At 64.4% G+C, this 16,953-nt stretch carries 16 protein-coding genes; 9 read left to right on the top strand and 7 right to left on the bottom strand.

Going from position 1 to position 16,953, the window contains the following annotated elements:
- The first annotated feature begins 7 nt into the window (after nt 1–7).
- Nucleotides 8–706, top strand: coding sequence for a TetR/AcrR family transcriptional regulator (locus tag AU252_RS22625; RefSeq protein WP_058932622.1), 699 nt, complete (start codon nt 8–10; stop codon nt 704–706).
- Between the two features lie 865 nt (nt 707–1,571).
- On the opposite strand, the gene AU252_RS22630 is transcribed toward AU252_RS22625, so the two are convergent.
- The 4 genes from AU252_RS22630 to AU252_RS22640 all read right to left on the bottom strand — a co-directional run bounded on the left by AU252_RS22630 (nt 1,572) and on the right by AU252_RS22640 (nt 3,151).
- Nucleotides 1,572–1,940, bottom strand: coding sequence for a type II toxin-antitoxin system death-on-curing family toxin (locus AU252_RS22630; RefSeq protein WP_058932623.1), 369 nt, complete (start codon nt 1,938–1,940; stop codon nt 1,572–1,574).
- A complete protein-coding gene (locus tag AU252_RS24045) occupies nt 1,937–2,101 on the bottom strand; it encodes a hypothetical protein (protein ID WP_157769058.1) in 165 nt (54 codons plus the stop codon). Before AU252_RS24045 ends, AU252_RS22630 begins: the two co-directional genes overlap by 4 nt.
- A gap of 69 nt (nt 2,102–2,170) precedes the next feature.
- Nucleotides 2,171–2,635 (bottom strand): hypothetical protein, encoded by a 465-nt coding sequence (locus tag AU252_RS22635; RefSeq protein ID WP_058932624.1) that lies wholly within the window; start codon nt 2,633–2,635, stop codon nt 2,171–2,173.
- A 312-nt stretch (nt 2,636–2,947) separates the two neighbouring features.
- Nucleotides 2,948–3,151 carry a hypothetical protein gene (locus tag AU252_RS22640; RefSeq protein WP_056343633.1) on the bottom strand — a complete coding sequence of 68 codons (204 nt, stop codon included), beginning with the start codon at nt 3,149–3,151 and terminating at the stop codon, nt 2,948–2,950.
- Between the two features lie 399 nt (nt 3,152–3,550).
- Between AU252_RS22640 and AU252_RS22645 the strand changes: the two genes are divergently transcribed.
- The 6 genes from AU252_RS22645 to AU252_RS22670 all read left to right on the top strand — a co-directional run bounded on the left by AU252_RS22645 (nt 3,551) and on the right by AU252_RS22670 (nt 10,250).
- A complete protein-coding gene (locus AU252_RS22645) occupies nt 3,551–3,841 on the top strand; it encodes a hypothetical protein (protein ID WP_058932625.1) in 291 nt (96 codons plus the stop codon).
- 558 nt (nt 3,842–4,399) lie between these two features.
- Nucleotides 4,400–5,425 (top strand): biotin synthase BioB, encoded by a 1,026-nt coding sequence (bioB, locus tag AU252_RS22650; RefSeq protein ID WP_058932626.1) that lies wholly within the window; start codon nt 4,400–4,402, stop codon nt 5,423–5,425.
- A gap of 298 nt (nt 5,426–5,723) precedes the next feature.
- Complete coding sequence (locus AU252_RS22655; RefSeq protein ID WP_058932627.1) at nt 5,724–7,082, top strand: adenosylmethionine--8-amino-7-oxononanoate transaminase; 1,359 nt, start codon at nt 5,724–5,726, stop codon at nt 7,080–7,082.
- Nucleotides 7,083–7,090: 8 nt separating this feature from the next.
- Complete coding sequence (locus AU252_RS22660; protein ID WP_058933116.1) at nt 7,091–8,248, top strand: 8-amino-7-oxononanoate synthase; 1,158 nt, start codon at nt 7,091–7,093, stop codon at nt 8,246–8,248.
- Nucleotides 8,245–8,922 carry a dethiobiotin synthase gene (bioD, locus tag AU252_RS22665; RefSeq protein WP_058932628.1) on the top strand — a complete coding sequence of 226 codons (678 nt, stop codon included), beginning with the start codon at nt 8,245–8,247 and terminating at the stop codon, nt 8,920–8,922. The genes AU252_RS22660 and bioD overlap by 4 nt, the downstream gene beginning before the upstream one ends.
- Entirely contained in the window at nt 8,919–10,250 is a 1,332-nt protein-coding gene (locus tag AU252_RS22670; protein ID WP_240484261.1) for a cytochrome P450, read from the top strand. The genes bioD and AU252_RS22670 overlap by 4 nt, the downstream gene beginning before the upstream one ends.
- Nucleotides 10,251–10,439: 189 nt before the next feature.
- Here AU252_RS22670 and AU252_RS22675 read toward each other — a convergent pair whose 3' ends face one another.
- The 3 genes from AU252_RS22675 to AU252_RS22685 all read right to left on the bottom strand — a co-directional run bounded on the left by AU252_RS22675 (nt 10,440) and on the right by AU252_RS22685 (nt 13,956).
- Complete coding sequence (locus AU252_RS22675; protein ID WP_058932629.1) at nt 10,440–11,138, bottom strand: maleylpyruvate isomerase family mycothiol-dependent enzyme; 699 nt, start codon at nt 11,136–11,138, stop codon at nt 10,440–10,442.
- A 166-nt stretch (nt 11,139–11,304) separates the two neighbouring features.
- Nucleotides 11,305–12,780: an aldehyde dehydrogenase family protein gene (locus AU252_RS22680; RefSeq protein ID WP_058932630.1), complete on the bottom strand. Its 1,476-nt coding sequence runs from the start codon at nt 12,778–12,780 to the stop codon at nt 11,305–11,307.
- A gap of 75 nt (nt 12,781–12,855) precedes the next feature.
- On the bottom strand, nt 12,856–13,956 hold the full coding sequence (locus tag AU252_RS22685) for an NAD(P)-dependent alcohol dehydrogenase (RefSeq protein ID WP_058932631.1): 1,101 nt from the start codon (nt 13,954–13,956) through the stop codon (nt 12,856–12,858).
- Between the two features lie 271 nt (nt 13,957–14,227).
- Here AU252_RS22685 and AU252_RS22690 point away from each other — a divergent pair, with 271 nt between their 5' ends.
- Complete coding sequence (locus AU252_RS22690) at nt 14,228–15,178, top strand: helix-turn-helix domain-containing protein (protein WP_058932632.1); 951 nt, start codon at nt 14,228–14,230, stop codon at nt 15,176–15,178.
- 213 nt (nt 15,179–15,391) lie between these two features.
- Nucleotides 15,392–16,786, top strand: a complete 1,395-nt coding sequence (locus AU252_RS22695) for an MFS transporter (RefSeq protein WP_058932633.1) — start codon at nt 15,392–15,394, stop codon at nt 16,784–16,786.
- Nucleotides 16,787–16,953 lie beyond the last annotated feature (167 nt).

Genomic DNA, 16,953 nt, shown 5'->3' on the forward strand with positions numbered 1-16,953 from the left:
GCCCGCGATGACCCCAGCCCCAGCCTCATCCCCGGAACCCACCCGGTCGTTTCGGCGGAAGGCTCAGACTCGCGCCGCGTTGGTCCGCGCAGCGCAGTCCTTCCTGGCCGAAGGTCAGACGAACACCCCGGTGCTGGAGATCACTCAGGCCGCGGACGTTGGGATCGGCTCCTTCTACAACCACTTTGAGTCAAAAGACCAGCTGTTCGAGGCGGCGGTGGAGCACGTCATGGACCTCCTCGGCGCGGTCCTCGACGAGCTGACCACGGACGCCGGCGATCCCGCCGTCACGTTTGCAACCAGCTTTCGATTGATGGGTCGCTTCCACCGCCGGGAACCTCAGCTCAGCAAGGTGATCCTGCACCGTGCCCTCGACGTCCTCGGCGCGCAGACGGGACTGGCGCCGCGTGTCCGGCGTGACATCCAGGCCGGCGTCGAGTCCGGTCGGTTCACAATGACAGACGTAGACGTCGCAGTGGTGTGCGCCGTCGGCGCTGCAACCTTCCTCGGACAGCTCCTCCATGCCGAACCGGACCGCGACGACGCCGGGACGACGGATCGGGCGACCGAGGCACTCCTGCGAATGCTGGGTATTTCTGCCGACGAAGCGCTCGCAATATGTAGCAGCCCACTCCCCGAGCTCCATACTGCAGGGCTGCGCGGCGCTGTCTACGAGGTGACAACGAACGGAGTCGCGACCCGCTGAATTGCGCGACCTGGGGCCGCTTGTTGGCTACTCGGTCAGGAGGGCAACTCCGCGATGCTGGACGGATCGCGTTCCTCGTGGCCATTGACGCCATTGCGGAAGTCGCGGGAGTGCGGTCGACGGCGCGACGGGAGCGCATGATCGACCCCAATGGACGGTATGTTCAGATGTTGTCCCACTTCGGCCGAATCGTGGACTACGCCGGTCGGAGAGCACCCTCACGTAAGGAGGAGGGCTGCAGTCCCACACACCATCACTCCGGCGCGGTTCTGGGACTCTGTTGAGCGGCACGCAGGCCGTGCCAGTCGGCTTTTCGGCCCACCAGGCACCCGGACGAAGGGTCGCCCAACAACGACAAGCCACCGCCCCGGCCAGATATTACTGCCTCGAACTGCTTCTGAGCTGAACTGCTTTCCAACTCGCAACTCATCGCTTGCCCGATCCGACCCCTATATGGCCCAGTCCGAGGCCCAGGGTGTGGACATTGTCCACACCCTGCATTCGCCCTTCTACGCACTCCAAACGACAACCGTGTTCCCCCACTGAGGGAACGCGATCTTCTTTGCGGTGGAGAGAGTGGACTACGGACGGGTTCGCCCAGTCCCAAGTTGTGGGTGACGCCGCCTGCAAGGGCGGAGCATGCACTGGCCGGGAGGCCCACCCAAACAACGAAGAACTTCATTGCGGCGACACCTCCTTCATCCATCTCAGGAGCTGTTCGACAGACACGCACATGACCGGGCCAAAAAACCGCTACGCGGACATCATGAGCCGTGCCAGAACCGGCCGCTGTTGTAGCGGAGGCGCGCGGCATTCCCGTACTTGATCCCAGGATCACCAACGACTCGGCGACAGAATTCCATGGTTATCGTTTCACAAGATGCGCAGCAATCATCCCCGCTCTGTCCTTCAACGAGACGTCGCCGGCGGCCGCTCCCACGACGAGATCGAATGCCTCATCAGTGCTGAAGTCATGCCGGCAGCCGTTGATCCAGAGCATCAAAACCATGAGCGTCCACGCAGTCGGCTTGTTCCCGTCGAGCAACGGGTGGAACCGCGCCACCGACTCCAAGAGAGCCGCCGCCTTCATCGCCAACGGCGGATAGGCTTCCACGCCCATGACCGTTGTTGCTGGCCGGGCCAGCGCAGAGGCCAGGAGCCCGATGTCACTGATATGGAACCCGTACCGGTCAACGACCTGCAGCGCGTCCTCAATCTCGAGGTACGCGGTCACGCATCCTCAAGGCGCGTCAACAGCTCAGCGTCATGGCTCATCACAGAATCCAGACCCTCGCCGATCTCGCGACTGCGGCAGTGGCGCTGCAGCACAAGCTCCGCACCCTGGAGCAGCAACGCAGACTTCGAGGTCTGCTCCTCGGCCGCGAACTGGTCCAAACGCCGATCCAGATCCTCGGGACGGTGAAAACTGCACCCGGGGTGGCAGCGGGCGCGGAAGTCAGCTCATCAGTACTCACCCTTGATCACGAAGTAAGAGCCGCGGATAACGCCTGCCAGCTTCGATTTCTGGCGGGCAAACTTGAAACGAGACGCCAGTTCTTCTGGAATCTCCATACCTTCGGCCAACTTGAATCCGACGGCTCGCTTCCCGCCGACCTCGATGCTGTACATGATGTTGATCGACAGCCCCGACTCGTAGAACACGTAATCCATGCGCAGGCCGTCGACTTCGAATGCGGTTGCTTCGAGCGGGCGGGAACCGATGACGATGTCGCGCTCATCCTTCAAGATGCGGCACACCCGCTCGACCACCTCCGGAACCTCGCTTGCAGGGCTAAGGGTGAAGTCGTGGTCGTACTTGTTGCGGTAGTAGCGCCCCTCGTTGGCGCGCAGCCCAGCAAGCGCCTCGACGACCGGGGACGATTCCAGGCCGACAGTAGAAACGTTCTTGAAGTCAACAACGTACGGCATGCGTCCTCCAGATTGGATGTGTTGAACAAACGATAACGTCGACAACGCTCGTCCAGGCCTAATTTGAACGATGCGTGCCCAAACCGGGACCCGTAGGGGCACGGAGTTTCATTGTCTTGATAAGAAATCCTCGTTGTGCCACGACCGAAACGAGCATGCCGAGGACATAGTCATCGAACCGCTACCGGTCAACAACCGTACAAGCGGATTCTCAAGGTCAAGACAGGCGTTCGCGCATCCCATGAGTCCACGGTCGCCCGTGATCACTTCCACTGTAAGGCCGACGCGGCTGGCGCCGGTGTACTTCAGCGGCTAACCCGCAGGTGCCACGACGTCCTCCAGCACCGACCTGTCGAAAAAACGGACCTCGCCCGTCGCTTCGAAGAACACCGGCACCACTGATGTGCTCGGGTCCTTGGCCGTCTCGTAGATTTCGGGCCCGCTTCCGTGCTTCCGGGCAACCGTTCCAACAATCTCGGTACCGCGAACCCGGACGGTTCGATATTTGTAGCTCACGTTGACCCCTTCGTCGACTATGGCAAACCCTACCCCTGAGACGAATGTCCAGAACCCCGCGGAGCGTCCGGGGCATTCGGCGCGCACCATATAATCAACGCTCAGCGGGCACCTCCGGAAACACGCTGGATGGCGGGAATACCTAGCCGAGTTCGTGGCCGGCCGGACCCCCGCAGAAGGGGCTTGATACCTCGCGATTAACGGCTGAAGGCCCCGCAGCGCCTGGCCGCGGGACCCTCAGAAATCCATAACAGGGAACATGCCCCTGTCTTCCTCTACAGGTAGTTCCTATGGCAGCAGCGCACCAAATACCGATCGAACTGGTCCTCCAGCACAGGATCAGCCCCCGAGCGCCTGGCACCCTACATCCGCGAGACACCCAGCCTGCATTAGGCGCTCGTGCTCTACAGGTGGAACATCGATCTGTCCGGCGCCGCCCATGAAGCCCTGCACGTTTTCGAAGTCGTTCTGCGCAACGCCTTGGACCAGCAGCCTTGCATCTGGAACACCTCCCAGCCGGATCCGTCTACCGACCGCTTTCATTCATCAGACTGGCTCATCGACCCCAGTGCTCTCCTGCTCCGCATCGCCGGCCGCGACATCCCCGACGCCAAGCGTCGTGCACTCAAATCGACTACGCGCAGGCAGAAGCGGGCAGTTTGTGGTTCCACGCTGCTGGCCGGCATGTGACCTTTCTCTGGCGGCTGCGTCGCTGGCTGTTCAATCTGGTTGTGCTCGTGGTCCGGGAGGGACATCACGCGGCCCCGTTCGGTGGGGCGGCATCGGGTTTTGCGGAAACATTTTCTTCTCCATGCCGGATGGCTGGAGGCTTCCGCGATCGTCCGGGAACGAAGTAGCGGAAGGCGGCGTGTCGTTGTTGAGGGGATGGGCTGCAATGGCCGCGAATTCCTTGATCCGTTACTAGTTAAGCAGGTGACGATCTTTGCATTCAGAATCGTCACCTGCCAAGCCACATGACCCGGGCCGCGCCCTTCAGGACCCTCTTCGCCTACTCGCCAGAGCCATGCTCCAATCCGGGAATGCCACAGCTGCGGCATTTAGTGCGTCCTGAAGTTGGTAGGTGTCTGCCGGACGCCGAGCCGATACTGGGTCCGTTACCCGGGTCAACGGCTCCGTCCAATATCAGCTTCATCACTTTGTCGGAACCCAACAAAATCTCGCCTATAACTGACACCTAGCGTTTGTTCGGAGGAATATCCCCAGCTAAGCACCCCTAAAGGACGATCAATGACGATGCAGCCAGACCTCCAGGCCAAAACCGGCACCATCCTCGAAACCGCCCGGACGCAGGTCCTGGAGCAGGGCACCGGCCTCTCCGAAAGCCAGCTTCTGGAAATCCTCAGGCTACCGGACCGGGATCTGCCCGCCGCCCTGCAGCTGGCCCACGAGGTCCGGCTGCGGCACTGCGGTGAGGACGTGGAGGTGGAAGGCATCATCTCGATCAAGACGGGCGGTTGCCCCGAGGACTGCCACTTCTGCAGCCAGTCCGGCCTCTTCGACTCCCCCGTCCGTGGCGTCTGGCTCGACATTCCCGAACTCGTCAGGGCCGCGAAGGAAACCGCTGCAACGGGAGCCACCGAGTTCTGCATCGTCGCCGCCGTCCGCGGCCCCGACATCAAGCTGATGAACCAGATCAAGTTCGCGATCGACCGGATCAACGAAGCCGTGGACATCAACATTGCCTGCTCCCTGGGTATGCTCACCCAGCGCCAGGTGGACCAGCTCGCCAGCTGGGGCGTCCACCGCTACAACCACAACCTCGAAACCGCGCGCAGCTACTTCCCGGAGGTTGTCACCACCCACAGCTACGAGGAGCGCCTCGACACCTGCAACATGGTCAAAGACGCCGGCATGGAACTGTGCTGCGGCGCCCTCATCGGCATGGGCGAGAGCCTGGAACAGCGGGCCGAACTCGCCGCCCAGCTCGCGGCCCTCGAACCCCACGAAGTCCCGCTGAACTTCCTCAACCCCCGCCCTGGAACCCCGCTGGAAAACCAGGGCATCATGGACGGCAAGGACGCCCTCCGCGCGATCGCCGCGTTCCGGCTGGCGATGCCCCGCACCGTGCTGCGCTACGCCGGCGGACGGGAGCTGACCCTCGGCGACCTCGGAACCAAGGCAGGCCTCCTCGGCGGCATCAACGCCGTCATCGTCGGCAACTACCTGACCACCCTGGGCCGCCCGGCAGACGCCGACCTGAACCTGCTCGTCGAGCTGAACATGCCCATCAAGGAACTCCAGAAGACACTATGATCCCCAACCGCTCCCTAACCTCGCAAGCTCGGCCAGGGAACCCGGCGGTCGTGGCCCCAGGCTCGACGAGCTTAACCACCGGCGATGCAGCAACCGCAACCACGGCTGAGTTCTGCGGGCACTGCGGTGAACCGTCCGACGTCGGCGCCAGCCCGGCGTCGGACGTTCACCGCCGCTGCGGCGAACATCTCGCGATGGAACCACCGCGGTACTGCGCCGCCTGCCGGCGGCGCATGAAAGTCCAGGTGACGCCGCTGGGCTGGACCGCCGAATGCTCCCGCCACGGAGTGCTCGCACCATGAGTGGCGAGACACCGCCGGGCCTGATCCAGCGGGACCGCGCCCGGCTGTGGCACCCCTACGCGCCGGCGTCGCCGGACCTTCCGCTGTGGGAGGTCGAGGCGGCCGACGGCGTGCGGCTGCGGCTTCGTGGCGAGGACGGCACCCGCTATGAGGTGGTGGATGCGATGTCTTCGTGGTGGTCGGTGATCCACGGCTACCGCAACCCGGTGCTGGACGCCGCCGCGCGGCGGCAGCTGGAGAGTTTCAGCCATGTGATGTTCGGCGGACTCACGCACGCACCGGCGGTGGAACTGGCCGAGCGGCTGGTGGACATGGCCCCTTCCGTACCAGGACGGCCGGGTTTGGAGCGGGTATTCCTTGCGGATTCGGGTTCGGTTGCCGTGGAGGTTGCACTGAAGCTGGCGGTGCAGTTCCAGACCGCATCCGGGCACCCACAGCGGCAGGGGTTCCTGAGCATCCGCGGCGGATACCACGGTGATACCTTCGCGGCGATGGGGGTCTGTGATCCGGTGGACGGCATGCACTCAGCCTTCCCGGGCCTGCTGGCTGGCAACGTGTTTGCGCCCCGTCCCCCGGCGGCCGCCTCCGCGACCCCGGAAGCGGTGCGGGCGTGGGCGTCCGAGCTCGGGGAGATCACTGCTGCGCATTCCGGGGAGCTCGCCGCCATCATTGTCGAACCGGTGCTCCAGGGTGCCGGTGGCATGCACGCCTACCCGGCCGAATGCCTGACAGTGCTGCGGCAGGAGGCGGACCGGCATGGTCTGCTGCTCATCTTCGATGAGATCGCCACGGGTTTTGGGCGGACCGGCGAGCTGTTCGCGGCCGATCATGCCGGCGTCGTGCCGGACATCATGTGCGTGGGCAAGGCCCTGACCGGCGGGTACTTGACCCTCGCCGCCATGCTCTGCACTGCGGAGATCGCGTCGACTGTGTCCCGCGGCCAGGCCGGTGCGCTGCTGCACGGCCCCACGTTTATGGCCAACCCGCTGGCATGTGCGGTGGCGAACGCCAGTCTCGGCATCATCGACGACGGCGGCTGGCGGGCCGACGTCGCCCGGATCGGCGCCGGCCTCGCATCAGGGCTCGCCCCCGTCCGGGATCTTGAGGCGGTCCGGGATGTCCGCACCATCGGTGCCGTCGGGGTCATCGAACTGCACGACGCCGTCGACGTCACCGCGGTCACTGCCGCGGCGATCCGGCACGGGGTCTGGGTCCGGCCGTTCCGGAACCTCGTCTACACCATGCCCCCGTACATCAGCACCGCAGCGGACATTGAGCAGATCACCGCGGGCATGACTTCTGCGGTGGCCGAAGTCCATGAGCGCGTCCCGGCACGGGCCGGAGGCGCGGCATGAGCAACTCGATGAACCAGTGGCTCGAACGGCAGGCCACCGTCCGGGACCGCCGGGGACTGGTCCGCCGACCGCTCCCCCGCGCCGCGGACGAACAGTTCATCGACCTGGCCAGCAACGACTACCTGGGCCTCGCGGCGGACCCGCGCGTCGCCGCGGCAGCCGCGGCGGCCGCCCTGGAATGGGGGGCGGGCGCCACGTCCTCACGACTGGTGTCCGGAACCACCCGGCTGCATCTGGACCTCGAGCAGGAACTGGCCATGCTCGCCGGGATGGAAACGGCGCTGGTGTTCTCCTCCGGCTACCTGGCCAACATCGGTGTAATCACGGCACTCGGCGGCCCCGGAACCCTGATCGTCGTGGACGAACACTGCCACGCCTCGATGATCGACGGTTTCCGGCTCAGCCGCTCCCGCACCGAATCCTTCACCCACAACAGCGTGGAGGACGCCGGCCGGCTGCTCGCCGACCGGGAGGAGCCGCGGGCACTGATCGCCGTCGAATCGCTCTACAGCGTCCTGGGCGACGAAGCCCCGCTTGCCGGCATGCTGGCCCTGGCCGAGGAACACGACGCCGTGCTGCTCATCGACGAGGCCCACAGCCTCGGTGTCACCGGCTCCGGCACCTTCCAGGGCCGCGGCTCGGTGGCCGGGACGGCTCTTGCCGGGCATCCGAACGTGATCGTGACCGCGACGCTGTCCAAGGCCTTGGGCAGCCAGGGCGGAGCGGTCCTGGGATCCGCGCTGCTGCGGGAGCACCTCGTCAACCGGGCGCGGAGCTTCATCTTCGACACCGGCCTGGCGCCTGCGTCCGCCGCAGCGGCGCTCGCGGCGGTGCGGATTATCCGGGATGAGCCCTGGCGGGCCGGATCCGTGCGAAGCAACGCTGCAGCGCTGGCCGCCGGGCTCGCCCCTGCCCTCGCATCCCGCGGCGCCGCCGTCGAGCAGACAGTGGGGGCTGTCCAGTCCATCGCCATGCCGTCCGCCGCATCTGCCTTGGCTGCTGCCGAGGCGGCGCGGACTGCCGGCGTCCGGATCGGCTGCTTCCGCCCGCCATCCGTTCCGGACGGGATTTCCCGGCTGCGCCTGACCGCGCGCGCCACGCTTACGCCCAACGAACTAGATGACTGCTGCGCAGTGCTGTGCGGCATTTTGGAGGAACTTCCATGAACCTGCCCGGCATCATCCTGGTCACCGGTACGGACACCGGCGTCGGTAAGACCATCACGACGGCGGCACTCGCCGCCGTCCTCCGCGGAACAGGGCACAGCGTCGCGGTGTACAAACCGTGCCAGTCAGGCGCCGGCGCCGGCGATTCTGACGCCGCCGAAATTGTCCGGCTCGCCGGCGCCGTGACAGCTGAAACCGGAGTCGTCCTGCAGGAGCCGCTGGCACCTGTCGCGGCTGCCGCCGTCGACGGAACGCCCCTCCCCCCGGTTACTGCGCACGCCGAACGGGTCCGCGAGCTCGCCGCGTCCCACGATCACGTCCTGGTGGAGGGCGCAGGCGGCCTGCTGGTGGAACTGGATTCCGACGGCGGAACCCTGGCGGAGCTTGGATCACTCCTGGCGGCGGCATTTGTGCTGGTCGCCCGGCCGGCCCTCGGCACTTTGAACCACACCGCCCTGACCCTCGAGGCGCTGGACGCGCGGGACCTGCAAGTTATCGGCGTCGTGCTCGGAAGTTGGCCACACAACCCTGACTTCGTACATCACAGCAACCGGCAGGTCCTCGGATCGCTGCGGGTGCCCTTCCTCGGCGCCCTCCCGGAGCAGGCCTCGGACCTGTCCCCGGCGGATTTCCGTGCCGGCGCAGCTGCCTGGCTGAACGGCCTGCCCGCATGAACCCGGCGATGACGGCCGGACCCGCGGAGGTGCTGGTGCCGGGAGGACCTGGACAGAGTAAGGCTACGGGTCAGACTGCCGGCGCCGACCGGGCCCGGTGCCCGTACCTCGTCGTGCGTGACCCTGACGTGGTCCGTGAAGTGCTGCACCGGCCTGCCGACTTCAGCCCCGCGAATGCCCTGGTCGCGGTCACGCCACTGGAAGGACCGGCACTGCGCGAGCTGCAGCGCGTGCGCTTTGCCTTGCCTCCCGTCCTGGCCAGCAACGACACGGGCACACATTCCGGAATCCGCAAGGTCGTGGCAGGCTTCTTCACACCCGCCACGGTCGCCGCCATGGAGCCGCGGATCCGGGAACTGGCCCGGGAAGCGGCGCGGAACGCCGCGGCCCAGCTCGATTATTCCGGCCAAGTGGACCTCGTGCAGGCGGTCGCGGCGTTTCCCCCGGCAGTCGTTATGCTCGAACTCCTCGGGCTGCCCGTTCGGGATCTTACGGACCTCAAACGGTGGGGCCTTGACTCCATGGAGCTCTTCTGGGGCTGGCCCGACGAGGACCGGCAACTCGAACTGGCCCACAGCGCCGCAGATTTCTACGTCTGGCTGCGGAAGCTGGTTGCGGAATCCAGGGCGGCCCCCGGACGGAATCTGTTCAAATCCTTGGCCGAGCACGGCCTGTCCACGCCTGAAATCTGCTCGCTCGGCTACTTCCTGCTGATCGCCGGGCAGGAAACAACCACACAGCTGATCAGCACCACCCTGTTCCGCCTCCTGGAGGGGTCCGCGCCGGCGGGCTGGAAGGACGCGGCATCCGAAGCAGGCTCCGGGACCATGGTCCGGCACGTGCTTGCCACGGAATCATCCGTCCCAACCTGGCGCCGGGTGGCCGCCCATGACACGAACCTCGGCGGCGGCCTGATCCCGGCTGGCACCGAGATCCTCCTCGAACTGAGCGGCAACACCGTCACGTCACCGGGCGGACCCGAGCGTCTGTCAATGACTTCGGAGGCGCTTCGGCGCGGGCAATCCACCGGCTACGGCCTTGTTTTTGGCTCCGGCATCCACCGCTGCCTCGGCGCCAAGCTCGCCGAACTGGAGGCCTCCGTAGTTGTCCAGGAGACCGCCACTGCACTGCCGGAAGTGCATCTGCAGGAGTACCAGCCCGATTGGATCAGGCTCCTGTCGTTTCAAGCACCCCGAACCGTCACCGTGGCGAACAATCCATCGACGAAGCGGAGAAGGCCTTCCGCTCAACCCGAACCGCCGCGGAACCGCAACCAGATCTGGGCCCGCGCGGGCTCGACGCCATTCTCGCCCCCGCCGAGAGTCTGAACTTGGAAGGTTTCCGCAGTCCGCTGCTGCCAAATCTGTTGTCGGGACTCCGCATCGTCGAACGAGATAGCGACCTGCCAACCCGCCTTCGACCAGGAAGTCAAGTGGTCCCATGTGCTTCCTGTCATGAATGAGTAGCAGCGACACCGCTGCCCGACGAGCTGATGATGGGCCCTCGGGATACGGGGCTTACCAGGTCGGCAGTATGGGCAGAGGTCCGTCAGCCTCTACGTTATCGGTGACACCGCGGGCCAGCCATTCGAGCAATCCCTCGCGGTCGGACGTAACTCGCAGGGCGCCGTCGCCGATCACCCACTCGTCTCGTTCCTCGGTCACGAGCGTCATCCCCGGCGCCCCCTGGGCGCGCATGGTGCGCACGGCGGCTTCCAGGGCGTTGAGCACCGAGTCCGGGTCCGCTTCCTCTACGGTCCATGCGGTGTCGAGGTCGTGGTGGTGCACCACGACCTCCGCGATACGCAACGCCACAATGGACGTCGCAGGAATCTGCTTACCGTGCAAGTGCACTTCCTCCGCGGCGATCTCCCCGCCGAGCCGGAGAGCCTCTGCGGCGAAATAGGCGGAGGACTGGCGGAGTTTGCCCAGCAGTTCGGGGCGAGGCAGGGCGGCCAGCTCGGCTATCTCCCGGGCGCGGGCTTCCTGCGAGGCATAGAGTTGCTGCTCTTCGCCGGAGGTTGCCCAGTCGATGAGCTTGACTAATGCGTGGCCGTTCGAAGCGATGTGGGCGATGACATCCGCCCGGGTCCAACCCGTGCACAAGGATGGGGCGGCCATTTCTTCGTCGGACAGCGACTCTACGGTGGCCATGAACATGTCGGTCTCCCGGCCCAGGCGGGACAGGTCCGAGTGCAGGCGTGCGGGATTGATCATAAATTCACCTTATCCATTGGCCCGGATGCCGGCTGGCAATCCGGGCCAATAATTCATATTGAAATCGTACCGATCCATACCGTTCGTGATGGCTGTAAGCGGCACGATGGAAACGGAAGTGCCCCGCCGATGCACGCTTAACCGTGCATCGGCGGGGCACGCGGCATTAGAGTCGCTTGACTCCAACCGTGTGGTCGGTGGTGAATTCAGCAATAGCCCAGTCTCCGTTGAACCGGCCCAACCCGGAGTTGCCCTCGCCACCGAAAGGCACGTGCGATTCGTCATGGACGGGCATCTCATTGATATGCGTCATTCCGGCCTTGATGCCCAGGCTGAACTGCACGCCGCGATCGAGGTCCTGGGTGAACACGGAACTGGAAAGTCCGAATTCTGTGGCGTTGGCCAATTCCAGTGCGTGGGCTTCGTTGTTGGCCTTGATGATGCCCACCAACGGTCCAAAGATCTCCTCGCGGGCAATCTCCGTGTCGGGACTGACGTCGGCGAACACGTGCGGCGGCACAACCCGGCCTGTGATCTCGCCTTCAAGGACAGTGCGGGCGCCCTCAGCCTTGGCTGTTGCGATTTTCGTTTTCAGCCCTTCAAGCTGGCTGTCGTTAACCACCGGACCCACCAGGGTCTGCGCAGAAGCGGGGTCGCCGAACGGTACTCCAGAGGCCGCTGCGGTGAAACGCTCCACAAATTCATCGTAGAGCGGAGCCTCAACAATGATGCGGTTGACCGCCATGCAGATCTGTCCCTGGTGCAGGAACTTGCCCAACACGGCGGCTTCCACTGCAGCATCCAGATTGGCATCCGCCAGGACCACCAGGGGCGCGTTCCCGCCGAGTTCCAAGGCAACGTGCTTGAGGTGCTTGCCACCGGCGGCAAGCTTGCCAACATTCTTCCCGATCGGCGTCGACCCCGTGAAGGAAATCAAGCCAGGCACGGGATGGGTGACAAAGTCATCGCCGATCTCGGATCCGGCGCCCACCACCACGTTTAGCACTCCCGGCGGCAGCCCCGCTTCCTCGAATACCCTCGCGAGGATCAGGCCGCCCGTAACTGGCGTATCACTGGCCGGTTTGATGACCACGGCATTGCCCAAGGCGAGGGCCGGGGCCACTGAACGCTCGGACAGGTGGAGCGGAAAATTCCACGGGCTGATGACGCCGACTACGCCGATGGGGCGCCGGTAGATCCGCAACTCTTTGCCGGGGGTATTGGACTCGACAATGCGACCGTGGACGCGGGTGGGGAAAGAGGACGCCTCCAGGGTAATGCCGGCGGCCAGGGAGACCTCAACCTGGGCCTTGCCCACGGTGGAGCCGGACTCTTTGATGAGCCAGTCAACAATTTCCTCGCGACGCTCCTCCAGGATCTGCGCGGCCCGGAGAATTACCTGACGGCGGGCGGCAGGAGGCTGGGCGGCCCACTCCTTTTGCGCCGCTTCGGCAGCCCTATATGCCTCGTCCAGGTCCTGCTTGTTGGCTTGGCGGATGGAAGCCAGTACCGAGTCGTCATACGGATTGGTGACTGTCAATGTCTTCTCGGACCTGCCCTCACGCCACGTCCCGCCGATGAACTGCTGGGTGACGGGCAGGCCGGCAAACGTCGCCGTGATTTCCAAGGTGGTCGTTGTCATGGTTTGTGCTCCTGGGAGGTTTTGTGGGTGGGGAGAAATGGAATCGGGGCGGCCCTGGTATTGCTCGGCCGCTGGTCAGAAGACCAGGACAGGCTTGATGACTTCGCCGGATTCGGAAGCGTCGAATGCGTCGTTGATGTCGGCAAACGCAAACGTTTTGGTCAACTTCTCCAGCGGAAACTTTCCTTGTTGCCAAAGTCGGATGAGCTGGGGAATGAACACCTGGGGCACGGAATCTCCTTCGATAATGGTGCGGAAGTGCCATCCTTTGAGTAGCGAACTGCCAATTTCGAAGGACACCTCTGTTCCCGGGGCCGGAGCCCCGACGAGGGCCACCGTTCCACCGGTCCCCAGGATGTCGGCAGCCTGGCGCAGGACGGCAGGAATACCCGTTGTGTCCAGGGCATAGTCGACGCCGCGCTCACCGGTTATCTGGGCTATCTCTGCTGCCACGTCCGTGGAGCGGCTGTTGATAGCGTGCGTGGCCCCCAGCTCCTTTGCAGTGGCCAACCGGGACTCAACGATGTCAACCGCAACAATTGTTGTCGCACCAACAGCGGCGGCGGCCATGAGGGCTGCGCAGCCAACCGCGCCAGTTCCGAAGACAACAATGCTGGAACCCGGGCATACGTCCAAAGAGTTGATGACTGCACCGGCCCCTGTCTGTAGGCCGCAACCGAGGGGGCCGAGTAACTCCAGCGGAAGGTTCCCGTCCACCTTTACGACGCTTCGGACAGCCACGTTCACGTGCGTCGCGAAAGACGATTGACCGAAAAAGTGCGAGGAGACTGCGGAGTTTCCATCGTTCAAGGCTGTGGAACCGTCGGGACGGGTACCGGAAAAATTGCGGCCGAAGAATTCGCTGCAGTACGCGGGTCGTCCTGTCAGGCACTGCCCGCATATTCCACAGGAACTGGCGGAAAGTACCACAGAGTCTCCGACGGCGACAGAGGTCACCAAAGAACCGACCGCCTCCACTACGCCTGCCCCTTCGTGCCCGAGAACCGCCGGCAACGGAGTGGGGTAGACCTGGTCGCGGACGATCGCGTCGGTGTGACAGACGCCGGTTGCGACGAGCTTCACCCTGACCTCGTCGGGGCGGGGCTCATCCAGTGAGAGTTGGACGATCTCGAAAGGAACTTTAGGTGCGGTAGCGAGGGCAGCAGTGACCTTCATTGGAATGGCTCCTCAGGAGTAAGACTTGGAGTAAGCGGTAATTGAAACGTTCAGCGCACGGTATTCGTTAGACGGTAGTCAGCGGCTTTCGGGGCCAAGGACCCGACGTTGGGCCTTGCAGCCGTCAAGCGTCTATGGTTGCCGCGAACAGTCCGTGCGTCCGGTTCGATGCCTATACTGTGACACGGAGCACAACGGGCGGGGTTGTCCATAGGCGACATCGAGGTTGTCGATTGACGCCATCCGCGCCGCACACAAGGAGGTGCCGTGCATGACGGTGGGTTCGATAGCTGACGCGTGGTATCACGACATGGAGTCAACGTTCGGCGGGCTTGAGGTAGTGGCTCTGGGCAGTTCCGCTGGGCAGGCCTCCGGTGCACTGGCGGCCAAGGAACTCGGCCCCGTCGGAATATATGGAATCTCGGGCACCCCGCAGCAACTCGTACGATCACCCCATGCAGTACGCCAGTCGCCGACGGATGTACTCAAGGTGTGCGCGATGCGCCGCGGGCGCTGCATCATCGAACAATCCGGACACGAGCTGACGGTCGCACCCGGGGAATTTGGCCTTTACGACACAGCGGTTCCCTACCGGCTCACCTTCCAAGGCGCATGGCAATGCGAGGTCATGACGGCGCCTTCAACGTCCCTGGGCGCGCCACGTGCGGCCGTTGACGAAGCGCGGTCGCACCCCTGGTCGGCCACAACCGGGGCCGGGACGGTGCTGGCGCAGTTCATCAGCGCCTGCACGTCCATGACTGTGCCCGCATCGGTAGCGAGGAACCACTTGGCCACGGCCGGTGAAGCACTGCTGGCCAGCGTAGTCCTGCAGGATTATGAGCCCGGCTCCGAGGACATGGCTGAGTTCCTGCGGCGTGAAATCGAGTCTTATGTCGATCGAAACCTGCAGGACCCGCACCTGGGCCTGAAGCAGATCGCATCCTCGCACCACGTCTCCGTGCGAACGGTTCAGCGGCTGTTCGTAGGAAGCGGTATGGGGCTGACCGGGCTGATCCGGAAGCGACGCTTGCAGGCCGTCCGTCGTGACCTTGCTGCTCACCGCACTGCCCACCCGACCATCGCCGAAGTAGCGGCTAGATGGTGCATCCATGACGCCCAGTGGCTCGCCAAGGCTTTCAAGTCCGAGTTTGGCATGGCGCCGTCGGAGTTCCGGAGATCCTCTGCAGCGGAAACCCTCACCACTCACGCATCCGCGCTGTAGGCGCATTCCTTTACGGCACTAGCTGCTACTTTTTCCAAGATACGCCTAGCCGCTTCTGATTGATATCTGAAAGGTATGGATCGCACCCCGGCCTAACCCCGGGTATTTACCTCATATGGCGGGCGTCACACCTCTGCGACACTGGACCAAGCCAAGGGACACAGGTTCACCCCCACGGCACTCCATCCATGCTCCGTCAGAGAGGACAGGCATATGGCTACGCTCCACACCGTCATCGCCGAAGACTCGCGCAAAGAGGCGCGCACCGCAAACTGGGTGGCCTTCGTCATCTGCACCGCACTTTTATTCGATGGCTACGACCTTGTCGTATACGGCACCGTCCTGCCGGGACTGCTCGCCGACTCGAGCCAGATTGGCGCCTTCGATGCCGCCGCTGCTGGCCTCTTGGGCTCGTGGGCGCTGGTTGGTGTGCTGGTCGGGTCGCTGGTCTGCGGGGCGGTCGGCGACTTCTTCGGCCGCCGCCGACTCATGCTCCTGGGTATCGCCTGGTTCTCGGTGGGGATGTTCGTCACGGCGCTGACCACAACCGTGGCGTCCTTCGGGGCTATGCGTTTCATCACGGGGGTGGGTCTCGGCGTCGTCATCGCCACCGCAGGCGCCACCATGGCAGAGTTCGCGCCAGCCGGCCGGCGACAGTTCTACAACGCGATCGTCTACTCTGGTGTCCCCGCTGGCGGCGTGTTCGCCTCCGTCATGGGCATTTTGCTCCTCAATGACATTGGATGGCGCGGACTGTTCATGATCGGCGCCCTTCCCCTCGTCCTACTCCTGCCCATCGCCTGGTTCAAGCTTCCGGAGTCCCCCCGATGGCTGCTGGCCCGCGGCCGCGAGGATGAGGCCCTGGCTGCTTCGCAGCGGACCGGCGTTCCGCTCATTGAAGAACAGGTCATTCGGCAGATTGGCGCAGCCCCGCAGACGACTGGCTTCGCGGCCGTGTTTTCCAAGCAATTCGCGGTGGCTTCCGTACTTCTGGGCTTAATGTCCTTCTCCGGCCTGCTGCTGACCTACGGCTTGAACACGTGGCTGCCGAAAATCATGGAGGGATACGGCTACGGGCGGACATACGCACTGTTCTTCCCATTGGCGTTGAACCTCGGCGCCGTGGCGGGAGGTTTGCTTCTCTCGCGCTTCGCTGACAAGGCCGGTCCCCAGCGGGTCATAGCCAGCACCTTCGTGCTGGCCACGATCACCCTGGTGCTGATGACGTTCGGCTTCCCCCTGCCGATGTTGTTCCTGTGCATCGCCATCGCCGGGGTGGGCACCCTCGGCACCCAGGTGCTGGTTTACGGTTTCCAGTCCAACTACTTCACCACTAACGCCCGGGCGGCCGGTGTGGCTTGGTGTGCCAGCGTGGGCCGCCTGGGCGGCATTCTCGGACCAATCATCGGCGGCTGGCTGGCGGCGGCGGGAATCGGCGGAGCCACCGCGTTTTACATCTACGGCGGCGTCGCCCTGCTGGGTGCAAGTGTCACGGTCTTGGTCCCCCGTCAGCGCAAGCTGGAAGAAGCCGAGCACAGGGCCGAGGAAATCGTTGAGCACTCCGTGGAAGAGGACCTCAGCATCGCCACTCCCCCGGCGCGCCTTTGACCCAGCGCATCCGGCCGCTGCCTTGAATGAGCCGGGATCTAGTGAGAGGGTGCCCAGGCCAGACCTGGGCACCCGGCCCGCCGCAGGCGGCCAGTAAGCCAAGCCAAGCCCTGCCATTATGTCTGACGCAGACAAGAGTGGTGGGCTTTATACTTGATTTCTGAATC

The sequence above is a fragment of the Pseudarthrobacter sulfonivorans genome (genome assembly GCF_001484605.1).
GTDB classification, from domain to species: Bacteria; Actinomycetota; Actinomycetes; order Actinomycetales; family Micrococcaceae; genus Arthrobacter; species Arthrobacter sulfonivorans_A.

Bases quoted from the DNA above. Each gene is read 5' to 3' on its own strand.
- AU252_RS22625 (WP_058932622.1), top strand. From the start codon at position 8: ATGACCCCAGCCCCAGCCTCATCCCCGGAACCCACCCGGTCGTTTCGG.
- AU252_RS22635 (WP_058932624.1), bottom strand. From the start codon at position 2,635: ATGCCGTACGTTGTTGACTTCAAGAACGTTTCTACTGTCGGCCTGGAA.
- bioB (WP_058932626.1), top strand. From the start codon at position 4,400: ATGACGATGCAGCCAGACCTCCAGGCCAAAACCGGCACCATCCTCGAA.
- AU252_RS22655 (WP_058932627.1), top strand. From the start codon at position 5,724: ATGAGTGGCGAGACACCGCCGGGCCTGATCCAGCGGGACCGCGCCCGG.
- AU252_RS22660 (WP_058933116.1), top strand. From the start codon at position 7,091: ATGAACCAGTGGCTCGAACGGCAGGCCACCGTCCGGGACCGCCGGGGA.
- bioD (WP_058932628.1), top strand. From the start codon at position 8,245: ATGAACCTGCCCGGCATCATCCTGGTCACCGGTACGGACACCGGCGTC.
- AU252_RS22670 (WP_240484261.1), top strand. From the start codon at position 8,919: ATGAACCCGGCGATGACGGCCGGACCCGCGGAGGTGCTGGTGCCGGGA.
- AU252_RS22675 (WP_058932629.1), bottom strand. From the start codon at position 11,138: ATGATCAATCCCGCACGCCTGCACTCGGACCTGTCCCGCCTGGGCCGG.
- AU252_RS22680 (WP_058932630.1), bottom strand. From the start codon at position 12,780: ATGACAACGACCACCTTGGAAATCACGGCGACGTTTGCCGGCCTGCCC.
- AU252_RS22685 (WP_058932631.1), bottom strand. From the start codon at position 13,956: ATGAAGGTCACTGCTGCCCTCGCTACCGCACCTAAAGTTCCTTTCGAG.
- AU252_RS22690 (WP_058932632.1), top strand. From the start codon at position 14,228: ATGACGGTGGGTTCGATAGCTGACGCGTGGTATCACGACATGGAGTCA.
- AU252_RS22695 (WP_058932633.1), top strand. From the start codon at position 15,392: ATGGCTACGCTCCACACCGTCATCGCCGAAGACTCGCGCAAAGAGGCG.